This is a genomic window from Sphingobacterium sp. SGL-16 (genome assembly GCF_011043515.1).
Taxonomy (GTDB): domain Bacteria; phylum Bacteroidota; class Bacteroidia; order Sphingobacteriales; family Sphingobacteriaceae; genus Sphingobacterium; species Sphingobacterium litopenaei.
In genome coordinates, this window is the sequence record NZ_JAAKGQ010000031.1 from 1 (window position 1) to 20,822 (window position 20,822).

The window sequence follows — 20,822 nt, forward strand, 5'->3', positions numbered from 1 at the left end:
TGATGTTTTGCTAAACCATCTATTAAGGCTTTCCACTGCGGATAGGAAGCACCTAATTTTGCTCCTAAGCCGACTAAGAAATTGCGCACATTGTCCAGCATATTTTCAGTTTCGGTATTGATGACTTCATTACGCCCCGCATATTGCAAGGTTACCATTTCGCCTTCTTGTTTGACCACTATGTTTGAAGAAGTGTATTTTTTGAAAAAATGGGATGCTGTTTCTTTATCCATTGTCATGGGATCTGGACAAGGTTGTAAGGATATAAAAGTTTTTCTTTTATTCTGGTGATCATATTGATCTAGAGACGTTACTTTTACCCAGTCATAGCCTTCGGCTGAAGGAACTCCTGGACCTGGAATATCGATTCGGATAAAATCATTTTTGCGGACCCGACGCATTTGGATTTCATTTTTTTCATTTACGATAATAAACTCAGCAGAAACTCCAATCGCCGTCTGTTTCCAATTGTTTACATCTAATAGTTTTTGGACGATTTCTCTATATCTATTGTACGCCTTAGTTTCGTCGGATAAAATAAGTTCTCTTGAATAATCTAATGATTTACCAACTACTTGTTCTGGAATCTTGCTCATAATATTGAAAATTTAATGTTTGTTAATCATTTTAAAAGCTAACATTCTGTTGTTATAGATGGTTGATAGATAATTATTTAAAGCGTAAAAACCGTTTTTTCGTATTAATACGGTTTGTTTATACATTTAGTACGGCTTTTATGTTAAAATGCAAACTGAGTTTGCTTTCATATGGTTCACATCCTAAACAAGAAACAAAAATTCTGCCTATGAAAGCTATGAACTACAGAGGGCCATTTCGAGTTCGCGTCGACGAAAAACCAATGCCCGAAATTTTACATCCCCGAGATGCTATCGTACAGGTGACACGAGCTTGTATATGTGGATCTGACTTACATCTCTATCACGGTATGGTACCTGATACGAGAGTTGGAAGTACATTTGGTCATGAGTTCATCGGAATCGTTCGAGAGCTTGGAAGTGGCGTTACTAATTTAAAAGTAGGTGACAGGGTTCTTGTACCTTTTAATATTGCCTGTGGCGAATGTATATTTTGTGTGCAGGGTTTGTACGCTAATTGCCATGAATCCAATACTATGTCTACAGCAGCAGGAGGGATTTTTGGATATTCCCATCTAGCTGGAGGATATGATGGCGGACAAGCAGAATATGTGCGTGTACCGTATGCGGATGTAGGTCCTACAGTCATACCAGAAGGGATGGACGAAGAAGATGCTTTATTATTAACTGACGTACTTCCAACTGGTTATCAAGCTGCGGAAATGGGCGGCATCCAAAAAGGCGATACTGTTGTAGTATTTGGTGCAGGTCCGGTTGGGATAATGGCTGCAAAATGTGCCTGGCTTTTTGGTGCTGAACGCGTTATAGTTATCGACCATTTAGAATATCGTTTGGATTTTGTTAAAAACTATGCAAACTGTGAGGTTTATAATTTCAAATCCATTGAAGATCCTGTTTTATTTATCAAGCATATAACCAATTGGCTAGGTGCTGATGTGTGTATTGACGCAGTAGGGTCGGATGCCTGTGGTAATGCGCTGCAGACAATCACCGGTAAGAAATTATTACTACAAGCAGGAGCTGCCACTGCCTTACATTGGGCAATCAATTCGGTGAAAAAAGGAGGTATAGTTTCTATTGTAGGTGTATACGGTCCAACGGATAATCTTATTCCTATAGGTAATGTACTTAATAAAGGTATTACGATACGTGCAAATCAAACTTCGGTGAAACGTCTTTTACCAAAATTGATGCAGCATGTTCAAGACGGAATTTTGAGTCCTAAAGATATTATTACACATCGATTTGCTTTAGAAGAGATACCTGATGCATACCGCATTTTCTCTTCCAAATTGGATGAGTGTATCAAACCAGTAATTGTTTTATAATTCTAAAAATTTAAGACTATGAATCTAAGAACTAAAGATATTTATGTAAGCGAGGGGTGGGGTATCGATGAAAATAAAGATAACGACCCAACCTATCCGATGCGAAATAGAGAATACACTAAAGTGCCTTCTCGTCCAGAGCAACAGATCGCTCGTGTAGAAATTTTGCAATCCAACGAAAGACCACATTATACGGCTGTTTTCGGCGAAACGGTTCCGCCTTCTGGAATTAGTGGTCAGCTAAGACGATACGCATTTCAACATAGTGAGTCGCGCTATAGACATTGGCTCCCGTTGCTATTAGCAGATAGAATTAATGTAGTAGAAGAATTAGTTAATGATATCAAAAAAGGGAATATTCCAAATCTTTTCGTAGAAATGGGAGGACGTGCCTTATGGAAACATGATAAGCGTACACTATTAATGAAAACCGCACGTTATACTTTGTGTACTGTTGCTGCATTTTGGCTTATAGGAAGAGTATTTAAGAAGTAATAACCTCAAATAGTTCAAGTCATGTATTTAGATGCTGTAGGAAAAACAAAGATTATTAAAAGCAGTAAAAGCAAAGGTGAGCTTACTTTCAAAGAAATCGTGCATAAAGAGTGTGAGGATAGTGAGGAAGTAATATTACAATTAAAGGCTTTACAGAAATCTTATGAGGAAAACCCAGTATATGAACTATTGCATGGACTAAAAGATCGGATGTCAATATGTTTTAAAGATAAATTGACTGACGAAGAAATTTGCTTTTATGCTTCTGATTAAACAGATTAAAATCTCCCTTAATCAATATAAAAAGGAAAAGCTTGAGACAATTGTCTCAAGCTTTTCTATATATAGGATTGTTAAGCAGTAATTTTCGATTAATAAATCTCGTAATGTTGATATACGTACGCTAACCAATAGCTGATTGTACTTTCTGCGCCTTGATTTTGATTAATTGTATTGTTATCTAGTCCATCTTTGCAACCTTTTGTGTTGGGATCGTAAAGCTCTGCTTGCAATCTATTATTGCCATGAAACCAATTGAAACAGCATTTTGCTTTGTAATGAAATTTCGGCGCGTTATTGATTTCTGCTAGCTTTTGATACATCAAAATAAGCGAAGGTATTTCAATAGCTTGTTCACCGGCACTGGCTTTTTCGCCATTCTTTTTAAGCCATCCCGCATTTCCTATTAACTCTACCGTGTCTTCTTTAAAGATAATCTCATCCAAAAAGGTAGCGCTGTCAATGGCGTAAGTCAAGTATTTTTCTTCGAATAAAATATCTTTAGTGAGCATCAAGCTATATGGAATGATGGCGTTATCATAGCTGATAACTTCCTCGTACCATTGCCATCCATCACTTGAAGCTTTTTCGTATTCATTGCTGATAAAATCTGCTAATAAATAAATCTCTTTGATCAAATCTTTTTGATACTTTTTGGATTTGAGCATGTAAACTAAACCACACAAGGCATAAGCATTTGCTCGAATAGAGCGCATCTCGCTAATATGCGGATAAGCTCGATCTACTATTTCCTTCAATAATTGCTGTATATGCGGTCTATTATCATGATACATCAAACTTCCTAATGACCATATTGTTCGTCCGAATGCATCTTCTGTGCCGTAATAATCTAAGAATCTATGATCAAATGAAAGAAAGTTTCCGAACATTCCATTCTCTCGCTGCATATAATGAATGTAAGCGAGATAGGTGTCTATTAAGTCATCACAAGAATGAGGATGTATTTTATTGGCTAATCCGGCTAGCATTAAAGCCCTGGAATTGTCATCAATACAATACCCATGATTGTAGTCTGGAGTAGCAAATTTAGCATGTTGCACAATTCCCACTGTGTCTGTTAGTCGGCGTATATGAGCTAAGTCTAGCTCACTTTGAATTTTTTTTATAGAGGTTCTTGATTCCTCCTTCAATCCATACTTAGAGGTTAAAATCATAATTGCATGAATTAAGCACGTTTATAAAATTTGGTGTTGGTGTTATATATAGCGTGTATCAATTGAACATGGCTGCGTCCCACATTAGGCCATTGCATTTTTTCACCATGTATTCTTGCATTGTTTCTGTATTTCTCTAATAATTTCGAATCTTCCAAAAGATTATTTATAACCTCGGCTAATTGTTTTGAATCACAAAAGTCAAACAATAATCCTCTTTCTTCAGCTAACAAATCTTTTGCATAAAAATAGGGAGTAGAGATTACTGCTGCTCCTGCACCTAAGGCAAAGGTTAGCGTGCCACTGCTAATTTGGTTTTCGTTAGGATAAGGCGTCACATACATATCACATGCGGTAAGATAATCTTTCAGCAATTCTTCCGTAGCAAATTCATTCACAAACTCTACTTTATCCGATATACCTAATTTCTTACATTTATCAATAAGCGAGTTGCGATACGCTTCACCTTCTTCTTTCAATACATTTGGATGGGTGATACCTAAAATAATATATGTAAAATTAGGATCTCTTACCTCTTTAACTGCTTCGATAGCTGTTTCAAATCCTTTTCCTCTTCCCAAAAATCCAAAACTCAATAATACCTTCTTGTTTTTAAGATTTAATTTCTTCTTAGCTTTTTCGAATTCGTAATCAAAAACTGGTACACCATGTGGAATCATTTTGATTTTGCTGGAAGGAATTTGATAAATAGAATGCAGCATATTTACAGCCCAATTGGTCATCACAGTGACCATATTACTAATCTGTCCCAATTCTTGTAGCACTTCTTTTTCTTTGATTGAAGGTTTTGGTAGAATAGTATGTAGATTAGAAATAATTGGGATATGTAATAGTTTGCATAAAGTTAGAATATACTCACCACACTCACCGCCAAAGATTCCGTACTCGTGTTGAATGATACACACATCGTAAGTATTTATAAAGTGAGCGGCTTTTACATAACTCTTTAACTCTTGTTTTTCGATGGTGTAGGCTACTTCTTCGGGAAAATTACAGTCTTCATTATTTGAAATAGCTACAATATGTATAATATCATTGGATGCTAATCGCAAACTTTTGTATAAGTCCTGCGCAAATGTAGCAATGCCACATTTTTGAGGCGGATAAGTGGATAGAATAGCTACTTTCATAGTATATTGATCTTTATTTGCTAGTGTGTAAATGTATATTTAAAGAACAGTTAGAAACCAAAATTGTTCTAAACTGTTTTTTGCGTTTAATTTAAATAATCTGTTGCAGTGGTTTAACTTTGATTTCACAAAGGTTTACACGTTTTGGTTGATTCAAAGCATAAATAACAATATCCGCTATATCTTCAGCTTTTAGCATTTCATACTCAGCTTGTTTTTCGCGTTCTTCGTCAGGAGTCGTGGATTGCATATCTGAACCTACCAATCCAGGTTCTATAAGCGTAACGCGAATATTGCTTGGATTAAGTTCTTTGCGCAAAGCCTCTGAAAATCCTCTAATACCAGATTTTGTTGCGACATAACCAGAACTTTCCGCATCTCTGGTAGATGCACTCATAGACCCAATTTGGATGATTTCGCCTTCGATATTATTGGCTTTCATGGTCTCTCCAATATATCCGGCTAACCACATGTATGAAAGTAAATTGGTATTTACTAAATACTGTAAATCTTGTATAGACTTGCCTTCAACAGAATCATAACCTATTGCTGCATTATTCACTAATACATGAAAAGAACCGTATTCAGCATCCCATTTTGTAATTTGTTGCTCAAAAGCTACTAAATCCGTCACATCTGTCAATGCAAAGTGAAATCTATGCGATAGACCTCTTACCGCAATATCTTGCTTTAAGTCTTCTAATTTTTCTTCGCTTCTACCAATCAAAAATACATTGTAGTCATTTTGCGCTAATTCTAAAGCTATAGCTCTACCAATTCCTGCTGTTCCTCCTGTAAGTAATACGTTTTTTCTGCTCATAATTATCGTTTTGAAATAAATTTAATATTATCAGATCCCTTTATTTGGTATTGTTTCTTTTCTTCCAGCTTCTGATTGTTAATCTCTACTGTAATGTTCTTTTCTTTTAGCCAGAGAAGTCCTTCTTGGTCTGTAGTTCCCAGAATTTTAATTTCTTTTGCACGATTCTGAATAAAAGGAAGAGAAGAAATCATGTAATTATCTTCTGAGAGGTGAACAACATGATGTATACAAAGGTTGAAGAAAACTGAGGAACCATAAACTTCTTGCCCAACCTGTCCCAATGCTTCCCAGCCATCACCTAAATCTTCTATCGGAATCCACAATTTGGGATTGACATAACCGGTCTTCGCTTCATCAGCGAAGACTTCATCAGGTAAGGTTGGAGGAAAATACGATGTAAACCGCAGTAAAGCATATTGAATAAATTCGTTGAGGAAGAACACTAAGTCCAGATTAAGACTTATTTGATTTTGGTCTATGAGCTTTATGATCCGATGAAAAATAGCAACTGTCTCATGTTCTTCAAAAGCAGCAATATAGGGTGCTTTTTTGAGCGGAAGTAACGAAAAAAAGCTTTCTCTTTCTTTGGCATTGCCATATTTCATCTCCCATATCGCACAATTACGAATAATATTTCCCAGGAAAATCTCAGCAGACTGCAGGTATTGTTCATTTTGGGTAAGGGTATAGAGTTCTAATAAGGCCTCAGCGGAATAAGCTGTGTTATTAGACTGATAGATGCTTTCTAAATTAATATCTTTTAAAGGTTTGGCGGCACGCTTTGCTTCGGTCAAGTAAACTTCTTTTTTGAAAAGTTTATAGCTCTTAAGCATAATGAGGATATATAATCCCGCCGTGTCGATTTCTCCGTATTCATTTGGAATACCTTTTTCTTTCAGAATTTCCAAAGTATATAGGTTGAAAAATATAGGCCATTCGTATTCGAAATGTTTAGCTGCTTTTTGAATATATCTTAAAGATCTTTCGAACTGATTTTGTAACTCTTCATTCTTAAATCCTAACTCAAAAAGTGAAGCCAATTGCAATAGCGGATATAAAAGGTACCAGCTGTCCATGATAAAAGAACGTTTTTGTTCCTCATCAAAGTTTAGGAGGTAAGAGTCTGCCGGCAGCCAGCGGTGAATGATATCTAATTGTTCATCAAAGAATTGAGGAAGATTTTGTGTAAGATTTCTAATAATCTTTGAGGATTGATCATTGCCAAAATATTGTTGGTATTCAAATAATGGTCGTAAAATAGCCAATTGAACCATACTTTCGGGCGGATTCTCATAACTATTGAGATAAGCATTCAAATAAGCAGCATCTTCTACTTGTTTCCAGCAACCTTTATGTTCCCATAAATCATGCGTAACTTTACTCGAAAGATCTACAATATCAGGAATGCTTTTTCTAGGTTTTTGCAAATTAGGGTACGCGCTTTTAAGAAATTGTAAATACACTGCAGAAGCTTTGGATGGGCTTTTGTCCTTTTCGTTGGAATACCCTAAGAAAGAATTATAAACAATATATTCTTCTCCCTGTTGTAAGGTGCTTTTAGTTTGTCCCAACTTAAACCCCACCTGTGGCCATTCTACTTTTACGGTATCCATGAAAGATACTTCGCTGTGTTCAGCCATCTTTTGTAGTGCGCCAAGATCTTGCAAATAGAATAAGTAGCCTCTGCTTCTGTTGCCAAAATCAGTAAAACAATGACCTGTTCGGCCTTCTATTTGATGCACATTTATCGTTGGTTCATCAGGCTTACTGTAATCCTCCTTACCAATTACAATTTCTCGATCCGGCTTTTTAAAACGATGTTCTTTGCTTACTTTAAGTGTAATTTGGGTGTTTAGTAGAAACAAATTGCTGCTGTTTTCGATAATGGTAATAGAAATAGTTAGGCTACCGACAGCAGTTCGAAGATCAAACTCATATTGGTTTGGTTTTTTCTTATTAACCTTAATCTTGTCAACATCTGCATCATCAATTTGGTGCAAAGGATATAGGCGATGCAGTATAAAATGTTGATTTTCGGTTTGGATGAATAATACTATTTCTCCATTTAACCATTTTATGGAAAAATTTTGCTCTTCATTAGGAAAATCAATAACAGTCTTATAATTCTCTTTCTTCAATTGATCAATCAATTGGATGATATCAGTTGATAAATGGCTGTGCATAAATTAAGTTGCTAATGAATAATCTGAAGAATGAACAAGGTTCGGATTAATAAGTTGATGAAGTTTCAGAAAATCCTTACATTGGGGAAATAAAGAAGCCTTAATTTGCTTAGGAATAGCTCATTAAGGCTTGTATAGTAAAGTGAAATTAAAGGCGCTTTAAGATACTAAAGAGCTCATTTCCGCGTTTTCAAAAAAGGTAGGTTTGTCGAGTTTTATAGCGATTCTATAAGCAGCATTCATTAAGCCTACATGACTATATGCCTGAGGGAAATTGCCCCATTGGCTGCCATCATCTTCATTGATGTCTTCACTAAATAACATCAGATGATTACCAAAAGAAAGCAATTGACGGAAGACCTCCTGCGCTTCATCTACACGACCTACGCAAGCTAATGCTTCCACATACCAAAATGCACAAACCAAAAATGTGGACTTTGGTTTTCCAAAATCATCTTTGTGAAGGTACCGATAAAATAAACCATGCTTACCTTTTAGTTCTTTTTCTAATGCGGCTAAGTGATTTTTGGCACGATCAGAACTTGGATCCAAATAGCCCATCATAATAAGCTGTAGGGTAGAGGCATCCAAATTTTTGGAATCCGTTGAATTAGTGTAAACACCTCTTTCTTCGTCATAACAAGATTCAATATAAGCAGCGGCTTTTTGTTGAACCGCCATTGCTCTTTTCTCAATATCCTTGAAACCATTTTGACGCGCTATTTTTATGGCTGCGGTGGCACCTGCCCATTGAAATAAGTTGGAATAACAATGCCGTTGTTGGAAATTTCGGAACTCCCAAATTCCCGCATCGGTTTCGTCTATGGTGTTTTCAATTTTATTTAAAATAAAATTTGTCCAGCCTTCTGCAACCATCTTATTTTGGTATTTGAACCTTTGATCCGTAAATAATGGAAGTAAGGCTATCAATGCTTGGCCGTACACATCATTTTGAATATGTTCGTAGGCTTGATTACCGATACGTATAGGTTGGTTGTTGAGATATCCAGATAAATGATCCAAATGTGACTCTTCTAACTTTGTCTTACCCAAAATGCCGTATAGAGGTTGCAATCTTCCTGTATCGGTTTGTGTTATATTGGCGATATAGGAAGCGTATTTTTCCATTTCTTCGAAATGGCCTACGTGACTCAATGCAGTCAACACATAAAAACTGTCCCGAAGCCAACAATACCGATAATCCCAATTGCGTCCTGAACCTGGAAATTCTGGAAGACTAGTTGTACTAGCGGCGATAATTGCTCCAGTGTCTTCGAATTGGTGAAGTTTCAACGATAAAGCAGAACGAATAACCTGTGTTTGATAGAAAGATGGGATAGAAGCATTCTTCACCCAATTTTGCCAATATAAAGTTGTTCTTCGTAAAAAATCCTCACAAGTTCGCTCAATCGGTGCTTCGAAAGGACTTCCAAAGGTTAAGATTAAATAGACAGGTCTATCCAGTACATGTGGAATATCATCAAAGAAATGATTAATCGGCATATCTGTCGCTAATCGCATTTTGATATCGCCCTTTTCAAATTGAATATGATTACTTCCTCTGTTTTTATGAAAAGAGGTAAGCCCGTATTGATATACGGGTTCACACCGTACACGAATACGAGGTCTACCTTTTATGGGCTCTATCTTGCGAATGAGGGTTAAAGGCTTAAAATAGCGTTCGTATTGTTCGAAACGAGGAGCGAAGTCTGTAATTTTATACGATCCTTCATTCGTATCTACTACGGTACACAAGATATTTGTATTTTCAATATAATACTGTTTGCTTTGAAATTCTTCTGCCACGGGTTTGATATCAAATCTTCCCCCTTTTTCTTCGTCCAGAAGACCTCCAAAAACAAATGAATCCTGAAATGTTGGCCAACATAACCAACTGATATTCGTGTCTTTATTTACATGTGCTATAAAAGCACAATTTCCAATTATTCCGCTGTTATAAATGTGTTTACTTAATGACATGTTTATGGTTTAATTTGAAGTATTTCAGCTTGTTCATACGTGTGCTGCGTGAATTTTTTAATAAGCTTTAATACTTCTTCTTGTGTTTCTATGTAATATCGAGCTGCTGATTTGCGACTTCCTACTTTTACCGTGATGGAGTCGGATGGCAATTCTAAAAACATATCCTCATCTGTTGCGTCGTCACCAATTGCAAAGATGAAGTCTGGTTTGAAATCCTGAACAATTTCCATTGCTGCACGACCTTTATTCAACTCACTATTTTTCACTTCTATTACTTTATTTCCCATCAAGAGTTGTAATCCATGATGCGGTAATAGATAACGTAAATGATCGACCAATTCTTGTGCACGAAGATTACCTAAACCACTTTGTACTTTACGATAGTGCCATGCCAAGGAGTAGTTTTTTTCTTCGACATAAGATCCAGCCGTCATATTCGCAAACTTAGCCATAATGTGCTTGATTGGATATTTCCAACGTGTCGAGATATGTATTTTCGTGTGCCAGTTATAATCAGGATAATTGCTCCAAGCACCATGTTCCGCAACTAAATAATATTTTTTGTCGGCAAACCATTCTGAAAGTGTTTCGTGTGGTCTACCGCTAATGATGACAATTTGGTTGTTAGGATTGGATTGAAGCTCTTCCAATACTTCATACAAATCATTTGTAGGGGTCGCCTCATTCGCATTATTGTTGAAGCCAATCAATGTCCCATCGTAATCTAAAAAGAATAAATTGCGCTTGCCTTCATTGTATCGACTTAAGAAATTCTGAAGCGTATCTGTGTTGATACGTCTTGCTCTTTCTTGAGATTGAATGGATTTAATTTCTCTTAATCTTTTAAAGAATAGACGTACCCAATGACGGATATTGAATTTTTTTACAATCTCCAAACTGTCATCCATACGCTTGCGCTGTTCTTGCTCTGGCATCTGAATAGCCGACATCAGTGCTTCGCAAATTTGTTGTTTCGAATGTGGATTGACTAGGATGGGACCTATAAGTTCCTTACTAGCTCCTGCCATTTCACTCAAAATCAGGACCCCGTTATTGTTTTCTTTACTAGCAATAAATTCTTTACAAACTAAATTCATTCCATCACGTAAAGAAGTTACAAGGCAAATGTCCGAAGCAACGTACAAGGCAGAAAGTTCTTTCACATCAAAGGAATTGTAGAAATAACTGATAGGTGTCCATTCATTATTACCGAATACGGCATTTATTTGTCCGACCATACGGTTGATTTCATCATGTAGCTCCTTGTATTTCGGAACATTATCGCGAGAAGGAACCACCAACATATATAATATCACTTCGTTACGTACTTCGGGATGAGTTTTTAATAGAAATTCGAAAGCGCGTAATCGCTCGAGAATACCCTTGCTGTAATCTAAGCGATCGATACTTAGAACGAATTTTCGATTGTTATAAAAGGTGCGTATTTCCTTCGCTCGAGTTTGAATTTCTTCGGATTGCGCCAAATCATTGAATTTGTCGTAATCAATTCCCATAGGGAATACTTCTACATAAACACTTCTTCCGCCGCTACGTAAGCAGTTATTTTGAATGGATAAGCCCAAGATATGGGTACAAGCATTTAGGAAGTGCTGTGTGTCATTGTACGTGTGAAATGCAATCAGATCGGCACCTAATAGTCCTTTTAACAATTCATCTCGCCAAGGAATTCCTCTAAATAATTCATCTGGAGGGAAAGGTATATGCTGGAAATAACCTATTCCAATCTTACTATTGTAAGCTCGAATGAATTTAGGTAATAGCATCAATTGGTAATCATGAATCCATACTTCATCATTATCGGCTATATCTTGTGCTACCGTTATCTCAGCGAATTTTTTATTTACGGATTCGTACATATTCCAATAGGAATCGTCATATACTGCATAAGAAGGATGATAATGAAAAATAGGCCATAAGACTTCATTTGAAAACCCTTCATAGTATCCTTCTAATTCCTCTTCCGTTAAGAATACAGGAATAAGGTTTAACTCTTTGAGTTTCTCCGTAACTTCTTGTTTTTCGTCTTCATTTTCGGGTACAAATCCAGGCCAGCCAATCCAGATGTTTTCACCTTCTTTATAGATTGAGCCTAAACCAGTAGCCAATCCTCCTTCACTGGGAATTACGTGTAATTCGCCGTCATGTCTTTCAATGCGTACGGGTAATCTATTAGAAATTATTATAGTTCTATTTCTTAGCATGGTTGTTAAATACAGTAAATGTTTTTCGTAGATGAGCGTGGGAGCTATATTATTACAACAGCTTTAAACGCTTGTGGTTTTAATTATTTTGAATTAATTCTATTTTCCCTATAGTTCTTCGTTTAATTTTTCCAGTCCGGAAGTAGCTGGTCCTGTAAGTATTCTTCCATTAATGTTGAAACGGGAACCGTGGCAAGGACAATCCCAGGAAAGTTCGGCGTTGTTCCAACGTACTTCGCATTTGGCATGTGGACAGGTGCTTTTTAGTACATGTAATTGTCCATTTTGCTCTGCATAAATAGCGTAAGAATCACCTTCATACTTTACTACTTTTGCTTCGCCTTCGTTGATTTCTGCCAAAGATTGGATGCGTTCCATGCTGATTTTATCTTTAATAAAGTCACTTACGACTGTAGCATTTTCTTTAACAAAACTGGTGAATCCTGCTGTTGGCTTAAATCTTTTTGGATTGAATAGCTTAGCATACGGATTTTCACCATCGATAATTAAATCAGAAATAATAGCCGAAGAAAGTGTGCCGAAGGTCATACCATTCCCTCTAAATCCTGTAGCCACGAAAATCCGACCGTCGCTCGAGGGTAAAACACCTATTGAAGGTAATCCATCAGCTGCTTCGAAATACTGACTGGACCAAGCATATTCTACCGTGTCAACATCGAAATGCGAACGGCAATAATTTTCAAGTTCAGCAAAGCAAGACCCCGTATCTTCCGAATGTCCTGTTTTATGGTCTTCTCCACCCGCAATTAACAATTGTTTTCCGTCAATTTCGTGTGTACGATAATAGTGGTAGGGATCGTATAAGTCATAACCTAACGTGTTTGGGTAATTCCCATTTTTCAACGAAAATGCTATTGCATAGCTACGGTATGGAGCTGTAGTAAAATGTAAGATGCTTATTCCGGGAGGAGTATGGGTAGCGTATACGGCATGTTTTGCATTTATATCACCCAATGAGGTTTTAAGTACTACACCCGCATGGTCTTCAACATGCGATTCCACCATACAACTTTCTACTACCATTCCGCCAGCCTGAATATAGGCTTCTGTCAATCCTTTAATATATTTTATGGGATGGAATTGTGCTTGCTTCGGGATAAGGACTGCTTTTTTGAAAGAGATTGGGAAATCAATTTGGTCTATATAATTCATTTCATAGCCCACTTGATTTGCTCCGTCGACTATATCTTCCAGTTGTTTTACTTGATCATCATCCACGGCAAACAAATGCGCATTTTTGTATTCAAAATCACAATTGATAGCATGTCTAAAGACATTGGAATGAACAATATTAATCGCTTCTTTTCCCGCTTGCGCTAATAATTTGGCATTTTCCAACCCAAATTTGCTTATAGCTTCTTTATAGGTCGTGTCGAAAAAATCATTTAAATGTGCTGTGGTACCTCCTGTAGTACCGAATCCTATATTGTTGGCTTCTAATAAAATACATTTTAGACCAATAAGCTGTAATCGATATGCAGTAGAAACTCCAGTAATACCGCCACCAACTATAGCTACATCAAATAATTGATCTTGTGTGGGCAGATTCTCAAACCTTTTGGCTTCCGCTTGCCACATACTTTTACGTGCTCCGTCTCTGAACATATCTATTAAATTTTTGTTATACAATTATGATGATTAGTGCTCATTGAACAGCTTAAAACGAATTTCGTTGGGTTATTAAGCGAATGCTAAATTTTTAAGCGTTGATCTGGAGTGTATAAATCGATAATGAGTCAAATAACTGATATGGAAAAATTAGAGAAAAGATTAACCACGTACAAAGAGAAATACGGCGAGGAAAATAAATTAACACAATTCAGTTACAACCAAAGTGCAGAACAGATAATATACAGAAATGAAGCATTGCGCACAGGGAACCGAAAGTTGTATGCGGACTATGTAACTTCTCATCCTGATCTCGATCCTGAAAAGGAATTGAAAACTTTTGATAGCTTGGCACCAAAAGTACTAAAATTGGATAGAGCGTCCTTTATATCTTGGGCTATCGATAAAGGAATTGAATTGGTAGAAAGTGATATTTATATTTTCGATGAAGACGCTATTCTCAAAGGTATTCGGTTAGAAGAAGTAGAAGCTGAATCTTTTGAGGTTGAATCTACATGGGATGAACTGATTCATAATGTACATAAGCCTGAAGAATTAGCGAAGGATAGAGCTTTTTTTTGGGTTTTGGATGAATAAAAAATCCGTAAGATAATTACGGATTTTTTCGCCAAATTTTATCCGCTAAAGGCAAATATTCAGGTAGTGCTGCAGAGCCATACCAAGGATAAATAGTATAATCCAAAAATCTGTTTTTAATTGTCAAATCATTCTGAAGCAATGCTTTTACTTCTTCCTCAGTTTTAGTATTCTGAATCACTAGTGTCCGGTAAAGAATAAAAAAAAGGCTGGCGCAAGCACCAACCCTTTAGCTAACTTTGAGGTTGCAAAACAAACAAAGTAACTATGGGTAAAAGTACAAATTTTAGTGGACAGCCGATATTAAATTTTTAATCATTAAAAACAAAAAATTGTAAACTAAAAAACTATAAAAAAATTTATGAAGATAAAATGACCTTTGAATAGTTCATTGGTATGATAAGATATTGCCTATTTCTAAAATATATCTAAGACTTTCAAAAAAAAAAGCTCGACATGACTGTCGAGCTTTTGTACCTAGGGCGGGAATCGAACCCGCACTCCTTTAACAGGAACAGGATTTTAAGTCCTGCGTGTCTACCAGTTCCACCACCTAGGCAACTCTGGAGCGAAAAACGAGATTCGAACTCGCGACCCCAACCTTGGCAAGGTTGTGCTCTACCAACTGAGCTATTTTCGCTTTTTTAAGTCTTTCAAGTTGTCTGGACATCGCGTCCTTCCGATTTGATGATGCAAATATAGAGCTATAATCTAGTTTTGCAAAATGTTTTTGAAAATAAAATGGCTTTTTTTAGCGTTTTAAAGCCATTTGTTTGATAATCAGCTAGAATAATTTTCAATAAAAATTGCCCCCAAAGATATTAGTAGTGGGGGCAATACAATTATTTTATCAATCCTGCTCTGCGAAGTAAAGCATCAACTGCTGGTTCTTTTCCTCTAAACGCTTTATAAAGCTTCATGGGATGTGTTGTTCCGCCTTTTGAAAGAATGTTTTCCTTGAATTTGTTAGCCACTTCTTTGTTGAAAATACCGTTTTCTTTAAAATATTCAAAAGCATCCGCATCTAAAACTTCTGCCCATTTGTAACTGTAATATCCAGAAGAATATCCGCCATTAAAAATATGGGAGAAGGAAGTACTCATCGCATTATCTTCTACATCGGGGAAAAGTTGAGTAGATGCGAATTGTAATTTTTCAAAATCTTTAACTTTAGAAATAGCCGATGGATCTTGTCCATGCCACCCCATATCCAGTAGTCCGAAACTTAATTGACGAACAGTAGCCATCCCTTCCAAGAAAGAAGCAGATTCTTTGATCTTTTCCACTAATTCCATTGGAATCAATTCTCCAGTCTCGTAATGTTTAGCAAATAAAGTTAGTGCTTCTTTCTCATAACACCAGTTTTCCATAATTTGGCTTGGAAGCTCCACAAAATCCCAGAACACAGAAGTTCCGGAAAGATTTGGGTACGTCGTATTGGCTAACATGCCGTGCAACGCGTGTCCAAATTCGTGGAATAACGTAGTTACTTCGTTAAATGTCAACAAAGCAGGTTTCGTCTCGGTAGGAGGAGTAAAATTGCACACGATAGAAATGTGTGGTCTCTCTTTTATACCATCTTTTATGTATTGCGGTTTGAATGAAGTCATCCAAGCGCCCTGACGTTTTCCTTTGCGCGGGAAGAAATCAGCGTAGAAGATAGCTACCAAATTGTCTTGCTCATCTTTCACTTCGTATGTTTGCACATCTGGATGGTATTTATCTATATTGTGAACTTTCGAAAAAGTTAGATTATAAAGTTTATGTGCAACTTCAAAAGCGCCTTTTAGTACATTTTCTAATTTGAAATAGGGTTTTAACAGCTCATCATCCAATTGAAATTTTTGTTGTTTTAGTTTTTCCGAATAGTAGGAACCGTCCCATTTTTCCAAGACCTCAATACCATCTTTTTCTTTGGCAAAAGCAGTTAGTTCCTGGAATTCTTTTTCTGCAGCAGGTTTAGCTTTTGCTAATAAATCGTTTAAGAAAGCTAATACTTTGCTAGGCGATTCCGCCATTCGCTCTGCCAAAACAAAATCAGCATGCGTTTCATAACCTAAAAGTTGCGCACGTTGATGTCTTAATTGCACAATTTCTAAGACGATTGTTTCGTTGTTATTTTCATTTTCTTGAAATCCTTTTCGACCCGCTGCCAATGAAATTTCTTTTCGCAATTCGCGATTATCCGCATAAGTGACAAAAGGAATATAGCTTGGATAATCCAGGGTAAAAATCCATCCATCTTTGTTTTTTGATTTCGCTAAAGAGGCCGCAGCTTCGATAACACCTTCAGGTAGTCCTGCTAAGTCTTCTTCTTTAGTAATATGTAATTGATAAGCGTTTGAATCTGCCAGGACGTTTTCTCCAAATTTCAATTTCAAAACCGATAATTTAGCATCGATATCACGCAGCTTTTGCTTTTGCTCATTATTCAAAAGAGCTCCATTGCGTGCAAAATCTTTGAACGACTTTTCTAACAACGTTTGCTGCTCTGTGGTAAGTGTTAATGAGTCTTTTTGTTCATAAACTGCTTTTACACGCGAAAATAAATCTGTATTCAGTGTAATATCATTTCCTAAAGCCGAAAGTTTGGGCGCTACATCTTGAGCTATTTTCTCTAATTCATCGTTGGTTTCAGCCGAATGAAGATTAAAGAAAATATTGCTGATGCGATCCAAGGTTAGCCCTGAATAAGCCAATGCTTCAATTGTATTTTCGAAAGTTGGAGGTTCAGGATTGTTTACAATATCCTCGATTTCCTTTTTGGTAAGTGCTATTCCTTCATCGAAGGCTGAAATATAATCCTTTTCTGAAATCTGTGAAAAGGGAGCTGTATCATGTACGGTATTAAATTTTTCTGTTAAAATTGCCATGTGATAAAGCTAAAAATATTTTAGGAAATAAAAATCAGTTTACCGTAAAGTATTAGGTTTACCTGCCTTCTGAATAATACGGTTAATCTATATTTTAAATAGTTTTTATTAGACGATTTTTAATAGAAATTTCGGAATATTTTCTTTTATATTTAATGTATGTTCAAATAAATTTTTGAAATAAACTTATCTTTCTGAAACAACTTTAGTTTTGCTTATTTTGTTTCTTTAATGGTTATCTTGAATTGGAAATTATTGGCTTGGTAACTTATGTTACCAACTTTATCATTTGATGGCTGTACCTTTGTATTAACAAAATAAAATAATATGGAAACTATTTATGGAACTTGGCCTTGGTATATTGGAGGACCATTAGTGGCTCTGATCATGTTGGCCTTAATAAAATTGGGCAAATCCTTTGGATTTTCCTCTAATTTTCGAACGTTTTGTTCGGCATTAGGAGCAGGTAAAAGTTGCGATTTTTTTGATTTTGATTGGAAAGCGCAACGTTGGAACTTGCTATTCTTGTTCGGTACGATTGTCGGAGGATTTGTAGCTTCTCATTGGTTGGCAAATCACCAAGCCCCACCAATAGCAGAAGAAACTATTACTACACTGCAAGGTTATGGCTTTCAAAGCGCAGGTAAATCGTATTTACCACCTGAATTATTCTTCAATCTAGACTTGAAAAACATTTTATTATTGTTGGTTGGTGGTGTTTTTGTTGGTTTTGGAACGCGCTATGCCGGAGGATGTACCTCAGGTCACGCGATCTCTGGACTAAGCAATCTTCAATGGCCATCATTAGTAGCTGTTGTTGGATTTTTTATCGGAGGCCTCCTAATGGTTCATGTATTATTTCCTTTTATTTTTTAAGCGATGAGAAAGTTAGTATTTGTATTATTAGGCGTAGCGTTTGGTATTGTCATGTATAAAGCGGAAGCTGCCTCTTGGTTTAGAATCTTTGAGATGTTTAGCTTTCAATCTTTCCATATGTACGGTTTTATCGGTTCAGCCTTATTTGTAGGAGTTATCGGAGTGCAGTATATGAAGAGAAAAGCGAAAGATGTAGATGGAAATAAAATCAATATTCAGCCAAAGGCAAAGTCTATTCCTCGTTATTTGATTGGCGGTATTTTCTTTGGTTTGGGCTGGGCGTTAGTGGGCGCATGTCCAGGGCCAATCTTTGCTTTATTGGGTTCAGGTGTATTTTCAATCATTATAGTAATTATTGGAGCGTTATTGGGTACGTATATTTATGGTGTTATCCGTAAATATTTGCCTCACTAATTTAAGTTGAATGTTTTTGTTGGGGTTATTTTTAGCGGTTTTTGTCGGGATTACATTGGGATTAGTGGGGAGTGGAGGTTCCATTTTGACGGTTCCTATATTCGTCTATGTGTTTGGAGTCGATCCTGTATTGGCTACAGCTTACTCTCTTTTTGCTATCGGAGCGACGTCGATAATAGGGGGAACAAAAGGTTTTATAAGTAAGGATGTAGATATAGACAAACTTTTGAAGTTTGGAATTCCTTCTATGATATCGGTGTTTTTGACACGTAAGTTTCTAGTTCCATTGATTCCTGACCAATTCAATATAATGGGCTATATTATTCAGCAGGAAGTCGTTCTTATGGTTTCATTTGCAGTACTGATGTTGTTTGCAGCTTACGCTATGTTTCATGAAATCAATATTCCAAAAGCTCAATTTCCGTTTATTACGGTAGTAGCTAAAGGTGTTTTTGTGGGATCAGTAACTGGGATAGTAGGTGCAGGAGGTGGTTTTTTGATTATTCCGGCATTAACTAATTTCTTTAATCTGAGCATGAAGAAAGCGGTTGCTACATCATTGGTATTGATCGCAATCAATTCTTTCCTAGGGTTATTAGGCGATTGGAGAAGAATAGATTTATTTGATTGGAACTTATTATTGCAATATACGTTATTAACTATAGTTGGGATTTTTATTGGTTTTTATTTAAGCAATAAAATTGACGGGAAAAAATTGAAACGTATATTTTCAGTGGGGATTATGGCAGTTGCAATTTTTGTTTTACTGACCGAATTTGGGATTATTTAATTTTAAAAAAGAAAATGTTTTTTGAACAGGTATACGATAAAACTTTAGCGCAAGCTAGTTATATAATTGGATGTCAGGTCTCTAAAGAGGCGATTGTAATTGATCCAAAACGTGATGTTGATACTTATCTTGATATAGCCAAATCGAATAATTTGACTATTACACATGTAGCAGAAACACATATTCATGCTGATTTTTTAAGTGGCAGCCGTGAATTGGTAGCGCTTACAGGAGCAAAATTATTCCTATCTGATGAAGGTGATGAAGATTGGCAGTATGAGTTTCCACATCTAGGTCTAAAGAATGGAGATGTTATCAAAATTGGAAATCTTACATTAGAAACTTTGCATACGCCTGGACATACGCCAGAAAGTATTTCTTTCTTATTGACAGATCATCCTGCTACAGATAAACCTGTTATGTTTTTTACGGGGGATTTTGTGTTTGTGGGGGATGTTGGAAGACCCGATTTATTGGAAGAAGCTGCTGGATTGGTGGGGTCCAAAGAGGTAGGAGCTAAACAGTTATTCGAATCGTTGAAGTTATTCAAAGCACTTCCAGATTATATTCAGGTGTGGCCAGGGCACGGTGCTGGTTCTGCTTGTGGAAAAGCTTTAGGGTCTGTGGCCAGTACAACGGTAGGGTATGAGAAAATCAGAAACTGGGCATTGCAACACGATGATTTTGAATCCTTCAAAGAAGAATTATTAAGAGATCAACCGGAGGCACCGTATTATTTTGCTGAAATGAAAAAGCAAAACAAGATTGATCGTAAATTATTGACGGAAGTACCTCTGCACCCTGTTTTGGATATTGAAGATATTTCAAAGGATGCTGTTGTTGTGGATACACGAAATAAATTTGAATTTTCGAAAGGTCATTTGCCAAAATCCATTAATATTCAAAATAATAACAGTTTAGCGAATTGGGCAGGATGGATGCTTTCTTATAATGAACCCATAGTATTGGTTGCTCCAAAAGAGAATCAAGAAGAGGTGACACGTAAAATGATGCGTATTGGAATGGATAATATAGCAGGTTTCGTATCTCAATTAAGTGGACAATTAGTAGAAACAAAATTAGTAGATGCTGCTGAAGTGGAGCAAGAAGTAAGCAATGGCGAATGTACTTTATTGGACGTACGTAATACTATTGAGTTTAGAAATGGTCATATAGAAGGTGCTATACATCATTTCGTGGGACATATGGCAAAACGTTTGCCTAATTTGGATAAAAATGCATCTATTATTGTACAATGTCAAGCAGGAGACAGAGCTACTATTGCAACTTCATATTTAGAAAAAAATGGGTTCAGCAATGTTAAAAACTTTATTGGCAGTATGCAAGATTGGTTAGCAAAGGGCAAACCTGTATTGAAATAATTTAT

General features: G+C 36.4%; 18 protein-coding genes and 2 tRNA genes. 8 read left to right on the forward strand and 12 right to left on the reverse strand.

The features are described from left to right. Nucleotides 1-596: hypothetical protein (locus G5B32_RS11150; RefSeq protein WP_165291610.1), on the reverse strand; the 596-nt coding region annotated here is incomplete at its 3' end. A gap of 218 nt (nt 597-814) precedes the next feature. Here G5B32_RS11150 and G5B32_RS11155 point away from each other — a divergent pair. From G5B32_RS11155 to G5B32_RS11165, 3 genes are read left to right on the forward strand one after another with little or no spacing between them, the layout of a single operon-like run. Continuing rightward, entirely contained in the window at nt 815-1,945 is a 1,131-nt protein-coding gene (locus tag G5B32_RS11155; RefSeq protein ID WP_240899055.1) for a zinc-dependent alcohol dehydrogenase, read from the forward strand. 18 nt (nt 1,946-1,963) lie between these two features. Further along, nucleotides 1,964-2,440 carry a hypothetical protein gene (locus G5B32_RS11160; RefSeq protein ID WP_165291612.1) on the forward strand — a complete coding sequence of 159 codons (477 nt, stop codon included), beginning with the start codon at nt 1,964-1,966 and terminating at the stop codon, nt 2,438-2,440. Between the two features lie 21 nt (nt 2,441-2,461). Next, the gene (locus tag G5B32_RS11165; protein WP_165291613.1) at nt 2,462-2,713 is read left to right on the forward strand and encodes a hypothetical protein; all 252 of its coding nucleotides are present in this window, start codon (nt 2,462-2,464) and stop codon (nt 2,711-2,713) included. Between the two features lie 98 nt (nt 2,714-2,811). On the opposite strand, the gene G5B32_RS11170 is transcribed toward G5B32_RS11165, so the two are convergent. The 7 genes from G5B32_RS11170 to G5B32_RS11200 form a co-directional block, all read right to left on the reverse strand. Beyond that, nucleotides 2,812-3,894: a hypothetical protein gene (locus tag G5B32_RS11170; RefSeq protein WP_165291614.1), complete on the reverse strand. Its 1,083-nt coding sequence runs from the start codon at nt 3,892-3,894 to the stop codon at nt 2,812-2,814. A gap of 11 nt (nt 3,895-3,905) precedes the next feature. Next, a complete protein-coding gene (locus G5B32_RS11175; RefSeq protein ID WP_165291615.1) occupies nt 3,906-5,045 on the reverse strand; it encodes a glycosyltransferase in 1,140 nt (379 codons plus the stop codon). 91 nt (nt 5,046-5,136) lie between these two features. Then, entirely contained in the window at nt 5,137-5,865 is a 729-nt protein-coding gene (locus G5B32_RS11180) for an SDR family oxidoreductase (RefSeq protein WP_165291616.1), read from the reverse strand. 2 nt (nt 5,866-5,867) lie between these two features. Continuing rightward, nucleotides 5,868-8,051: a hypothetical protein gene (locus tag G5B32_RS11185; RefSeq protein ID WP_165291617.1), complete on the reverse strand. Its 2,184-nt coding sequence runs from the start codon at nt 8,049-8,051 to the stop codon at nt 5,868-5,870. Between the two features lie 159 nt (nt 8,052-8,210). Further along, complete coding sequence (locus tag G5B32_RS11190) at nt 8,211-10,031, reverse strand: glycoside hydrolase family 15 protein (RefSeq protein WP_165291618.1); 1,821 nt, start codon at nt 10,029-10,031, stop codon at nt 8,211-8,213. A gap of 2 nt (nt 10,032-10,033) precedes the next feature. Next, entirely contained in the window at nt 10,034-12,256 is a 2,223-nt protein-coding gene (locus G5B32_RS11195; RefSeq protein WP_165291619.1) for a bifunctional alpha,alpha-trehalose-phosphate synthase (UDP-forming)/trehalose-phosphatase, read from the reverse strand. Nucleotides 12,257-12,364: 108 nt separating this feature from the next. Next, a complete protein-coding gene (locus tag G5B32_RS11200; protein ID WP_165291620.1) occupies nt 12,365-13,882 on the reverse strand; it encodes an FAD-dependent oxidoreductase in 1,518 nt (505 codons plus the stop codon). A gap of 126 nt (nt 13,883-14,008) precedes the next feature. On the opposite strand from G5B32_RS11200, the gene G5B32_RS11205 reads away from it, so the two are divergent. After that, on the forward strand, nt 14,009-14,482 hold the full coding sequence (locus G5B32_RS11205) for a hypothetical protein (RefSeq protein ID WP_165291621.1): 474 nt from the start codon (nt 14,009-14,011) through the stop codon (nt 14,480-14,482). A 16-nt stretch (nt 14,483-14,498) separates the two neighbouring features. Here the strand turns inward: G5B32_RS11205 and G5B32_RS11210 are convergent, their stop codons facing one another. The 4 genes from G5B32_RS11210 to G5B32_RS11225 all read right to left on the reverse strand — a co-directional run bounded on the left by G5B32_RS11210 (nt 14,499) and on the right by G5B32_RS11225 (nt 17,355). After that, complete coding sequence (locus tag G5B32_RS11210; protein ID WP_165291622.1) at nt 14,499-14,663, reverse strand: hypothetical protein; 165 nt, start codon at nt 14,661-14,663, stop codon at nt 14,499-14,501. Nucleotides 14,664-14,956: 293 nt separating this feature from the next. Then, nucleotides 14,957-15,041, reverse strand: a tRNA-Leu gene (locus G5B32_RS11215). A 5-nt stretch (nt 15,042-15,046) separates the two neighbouring features. Beyond that, nucleotides 15,047-15,122: transfer RNA gene (locus tag G5B32_RS11220), tRNA-Gly, on the reverse strand. Between the two features lie 202 nt (nt 15,123-15,324). Next, the gene (locus G5B32_RS11225; protein ID WP_165291623.1) at nt 15,325-17,355 is read right to left on the reverse strand and encodes a M3 family metallopeptidase; all 2,031 of its coding nucleotides are present in this window, start codon (nt 17,353-17,355) and stop codon (nt 15,325-15,327) included. Nucleotides 17,356-17,682: 327 nt separating this feature from the next. Between G5B32_RS11225 and G5B32_RS11230 the strand changes: the two genes are divergently transcribed. From G5B32_RS11230 to G5B32_RS11245, 4 genes are read left to right on the forward strand one after another with little or no spacing between them, the layout of a single operon-like run. Then, a complete protein-coding gene (locus G5B32_RS11230) occupies nt 17,683-18,231 on the forward strand; it encodes a YeeE/YedE family protein (protein ID WP_165291624.1) in 549 nt (182 codons plus the stop codon). A gap of 3 nt (nt 18,232-18,234) precedes the next feature. Continuing rightward, nucleotides 18,235-18,645, forward strand: coding sequence for a DUF6691 family protein (locus G5B32_RS11235; protein WP_165291625.1), 411 nt, complete (start codon nt 18,235-18,237; stop codon nt 18,643-18,645). A 19-nt stretch (nt 18,646-18,664) separates the two neighbouring features. After that, on the forward strand, nt 18,665-19,435 hold the full coding sequence (locus G5B32_RS11240; RefSeq protein ID WP_165291626.1) for a sulfite exporter TauE/SafE family protein: 771 nt from the start codon (nt 18,665-18,667) through the stop codon (nt 19,433-19,435). A gap of 14 nt (nt 19,436-19,449) precedes the next feature. Continuing rightward, nucleotides 19,450-20,817, forward strand: coding sequence for an MBL fold metallo-hydrolase (locus tag G5B32_RS11245; protein ID WP_165291627.1), 1,368 nt, complete (start codon nt 19,450-19,452; stop codon nt 20,815-20,817). Nucleotides 20,818-20,822: the final 5 nt, after the last annotated feature.

What these genes read in the sequence shown, in the direction of transcription:
- G5B32_RS11195 (WP_165291619.1), bottom strand. Translation starts at nt 12,256, where the DNA reads ATGCTAAGAAATAGAACTATAATAATTTCTAATAGATTACCCGTACGC.
- G5B32_RS11155 (WP_240899055.1), top strand. Translation starts at nt 815, where the DNA reads ATGAACTACAGAGGGCCATTTCGAGTTCGCGTCGACGAAAAACCAATG.
- G5B32_RS11185 (WP_165291617.1), bottom strand. Translation starts at nt 8,051, where the DNA reads ATGCACAGCCATTTATCAACTGATATCATCCAATTGATTGATCAATTG.
- G5B32_RS11190 (WP_165291618.1), bottom strand. Translation starts at nt 10,031, where the DNA reads ATGTCATTAAGTAAACACATTTATAACAGCGGAATAATTGGAAATTGT.
- G5B32_RS11235 (WP_165291625.1), top strand. Translation starts at nt 18,235, where the DNA reads ATGAGAAAGTTAGTATTTGTATTATTAGGCGTAGCGTTTGGTATTGTC.
- G5B32_RS11205 (WP_165291621.1), top strand. Translation starts at nt 14,009, where the DNA reads ATGAGTCAAATAACTGATATGGAAAAATTAGAGAAAAGATTAACCACG.
- G5B32_RS11175 (WP_165291615.1), bottom strand. Translation starts at nt 5,045, where the DNA reads ATGAAAGTAGCTATTCTATCCACTTATCCGCCTCAAAAATGTGGCATT.
- G5B32_RS11225 (WP_165291623.1), bottom strand. Translation starts at nt 17,355, where the DNA reads ATGGCAATTTTAACAGAAAAATTTAATACCGTACATGATACAGCTCCC.
- G5B32_RS11230 (WP_165291624.1), top strand. Translation starts at nt 17,683, where the DNA reads ATGGAAACTATTTATGGAACTTGGCCTTGGTATATTGGAGGACCATTA.
- G5B32_RS11160 (WP_165291612.1), top strand. Translation starts at nt 1,964, where the DNA reads ATGAATCTAAGAACTAAAGATATTTATGTAAGCGAGGGGTGGGGTATC.
- G5B32_RS11200 (WP_165291620.1), bottom strand. Translation starts at nt 13,882, where the DNA reads ATGTTCAGAGACGGAGCACGTAAAAGTATGTGGCAAGCGGAAGCCAAA.
- G5B32_RS11180 (WP_165291616.1), bottom strand. Translation starts at nt 5,865, where the DNA reads ATGAGCAGAAAAAACGTATTACTTACAGGAGGAACAGCAGGAATTGGT.
- G5B32_RS11170 (WP_165291614.1), bottom strand. Translation starts at nt 3,894, where the DNA reads ATGATTTTAACCTCTAAGTATGGATTGAAGGAGGAATCAAGAACCTCT.
- G5B32_RS11245 (WP_165291627.1), top strand. Translation starts at nt 19,450, where the DNA reads ATGTTTTTTGAACAGGTATACGATAAAACTTTAGCGCAAGCTAGTTAT.
- G5B32_RS11165 (WP_165291613.1), top strand. Translation starts at nt 2,462, where the DNA reads ATGTATTTAGATGCTGTAGGAAAAACAAAGATTATTAAAAGCAGTAAA.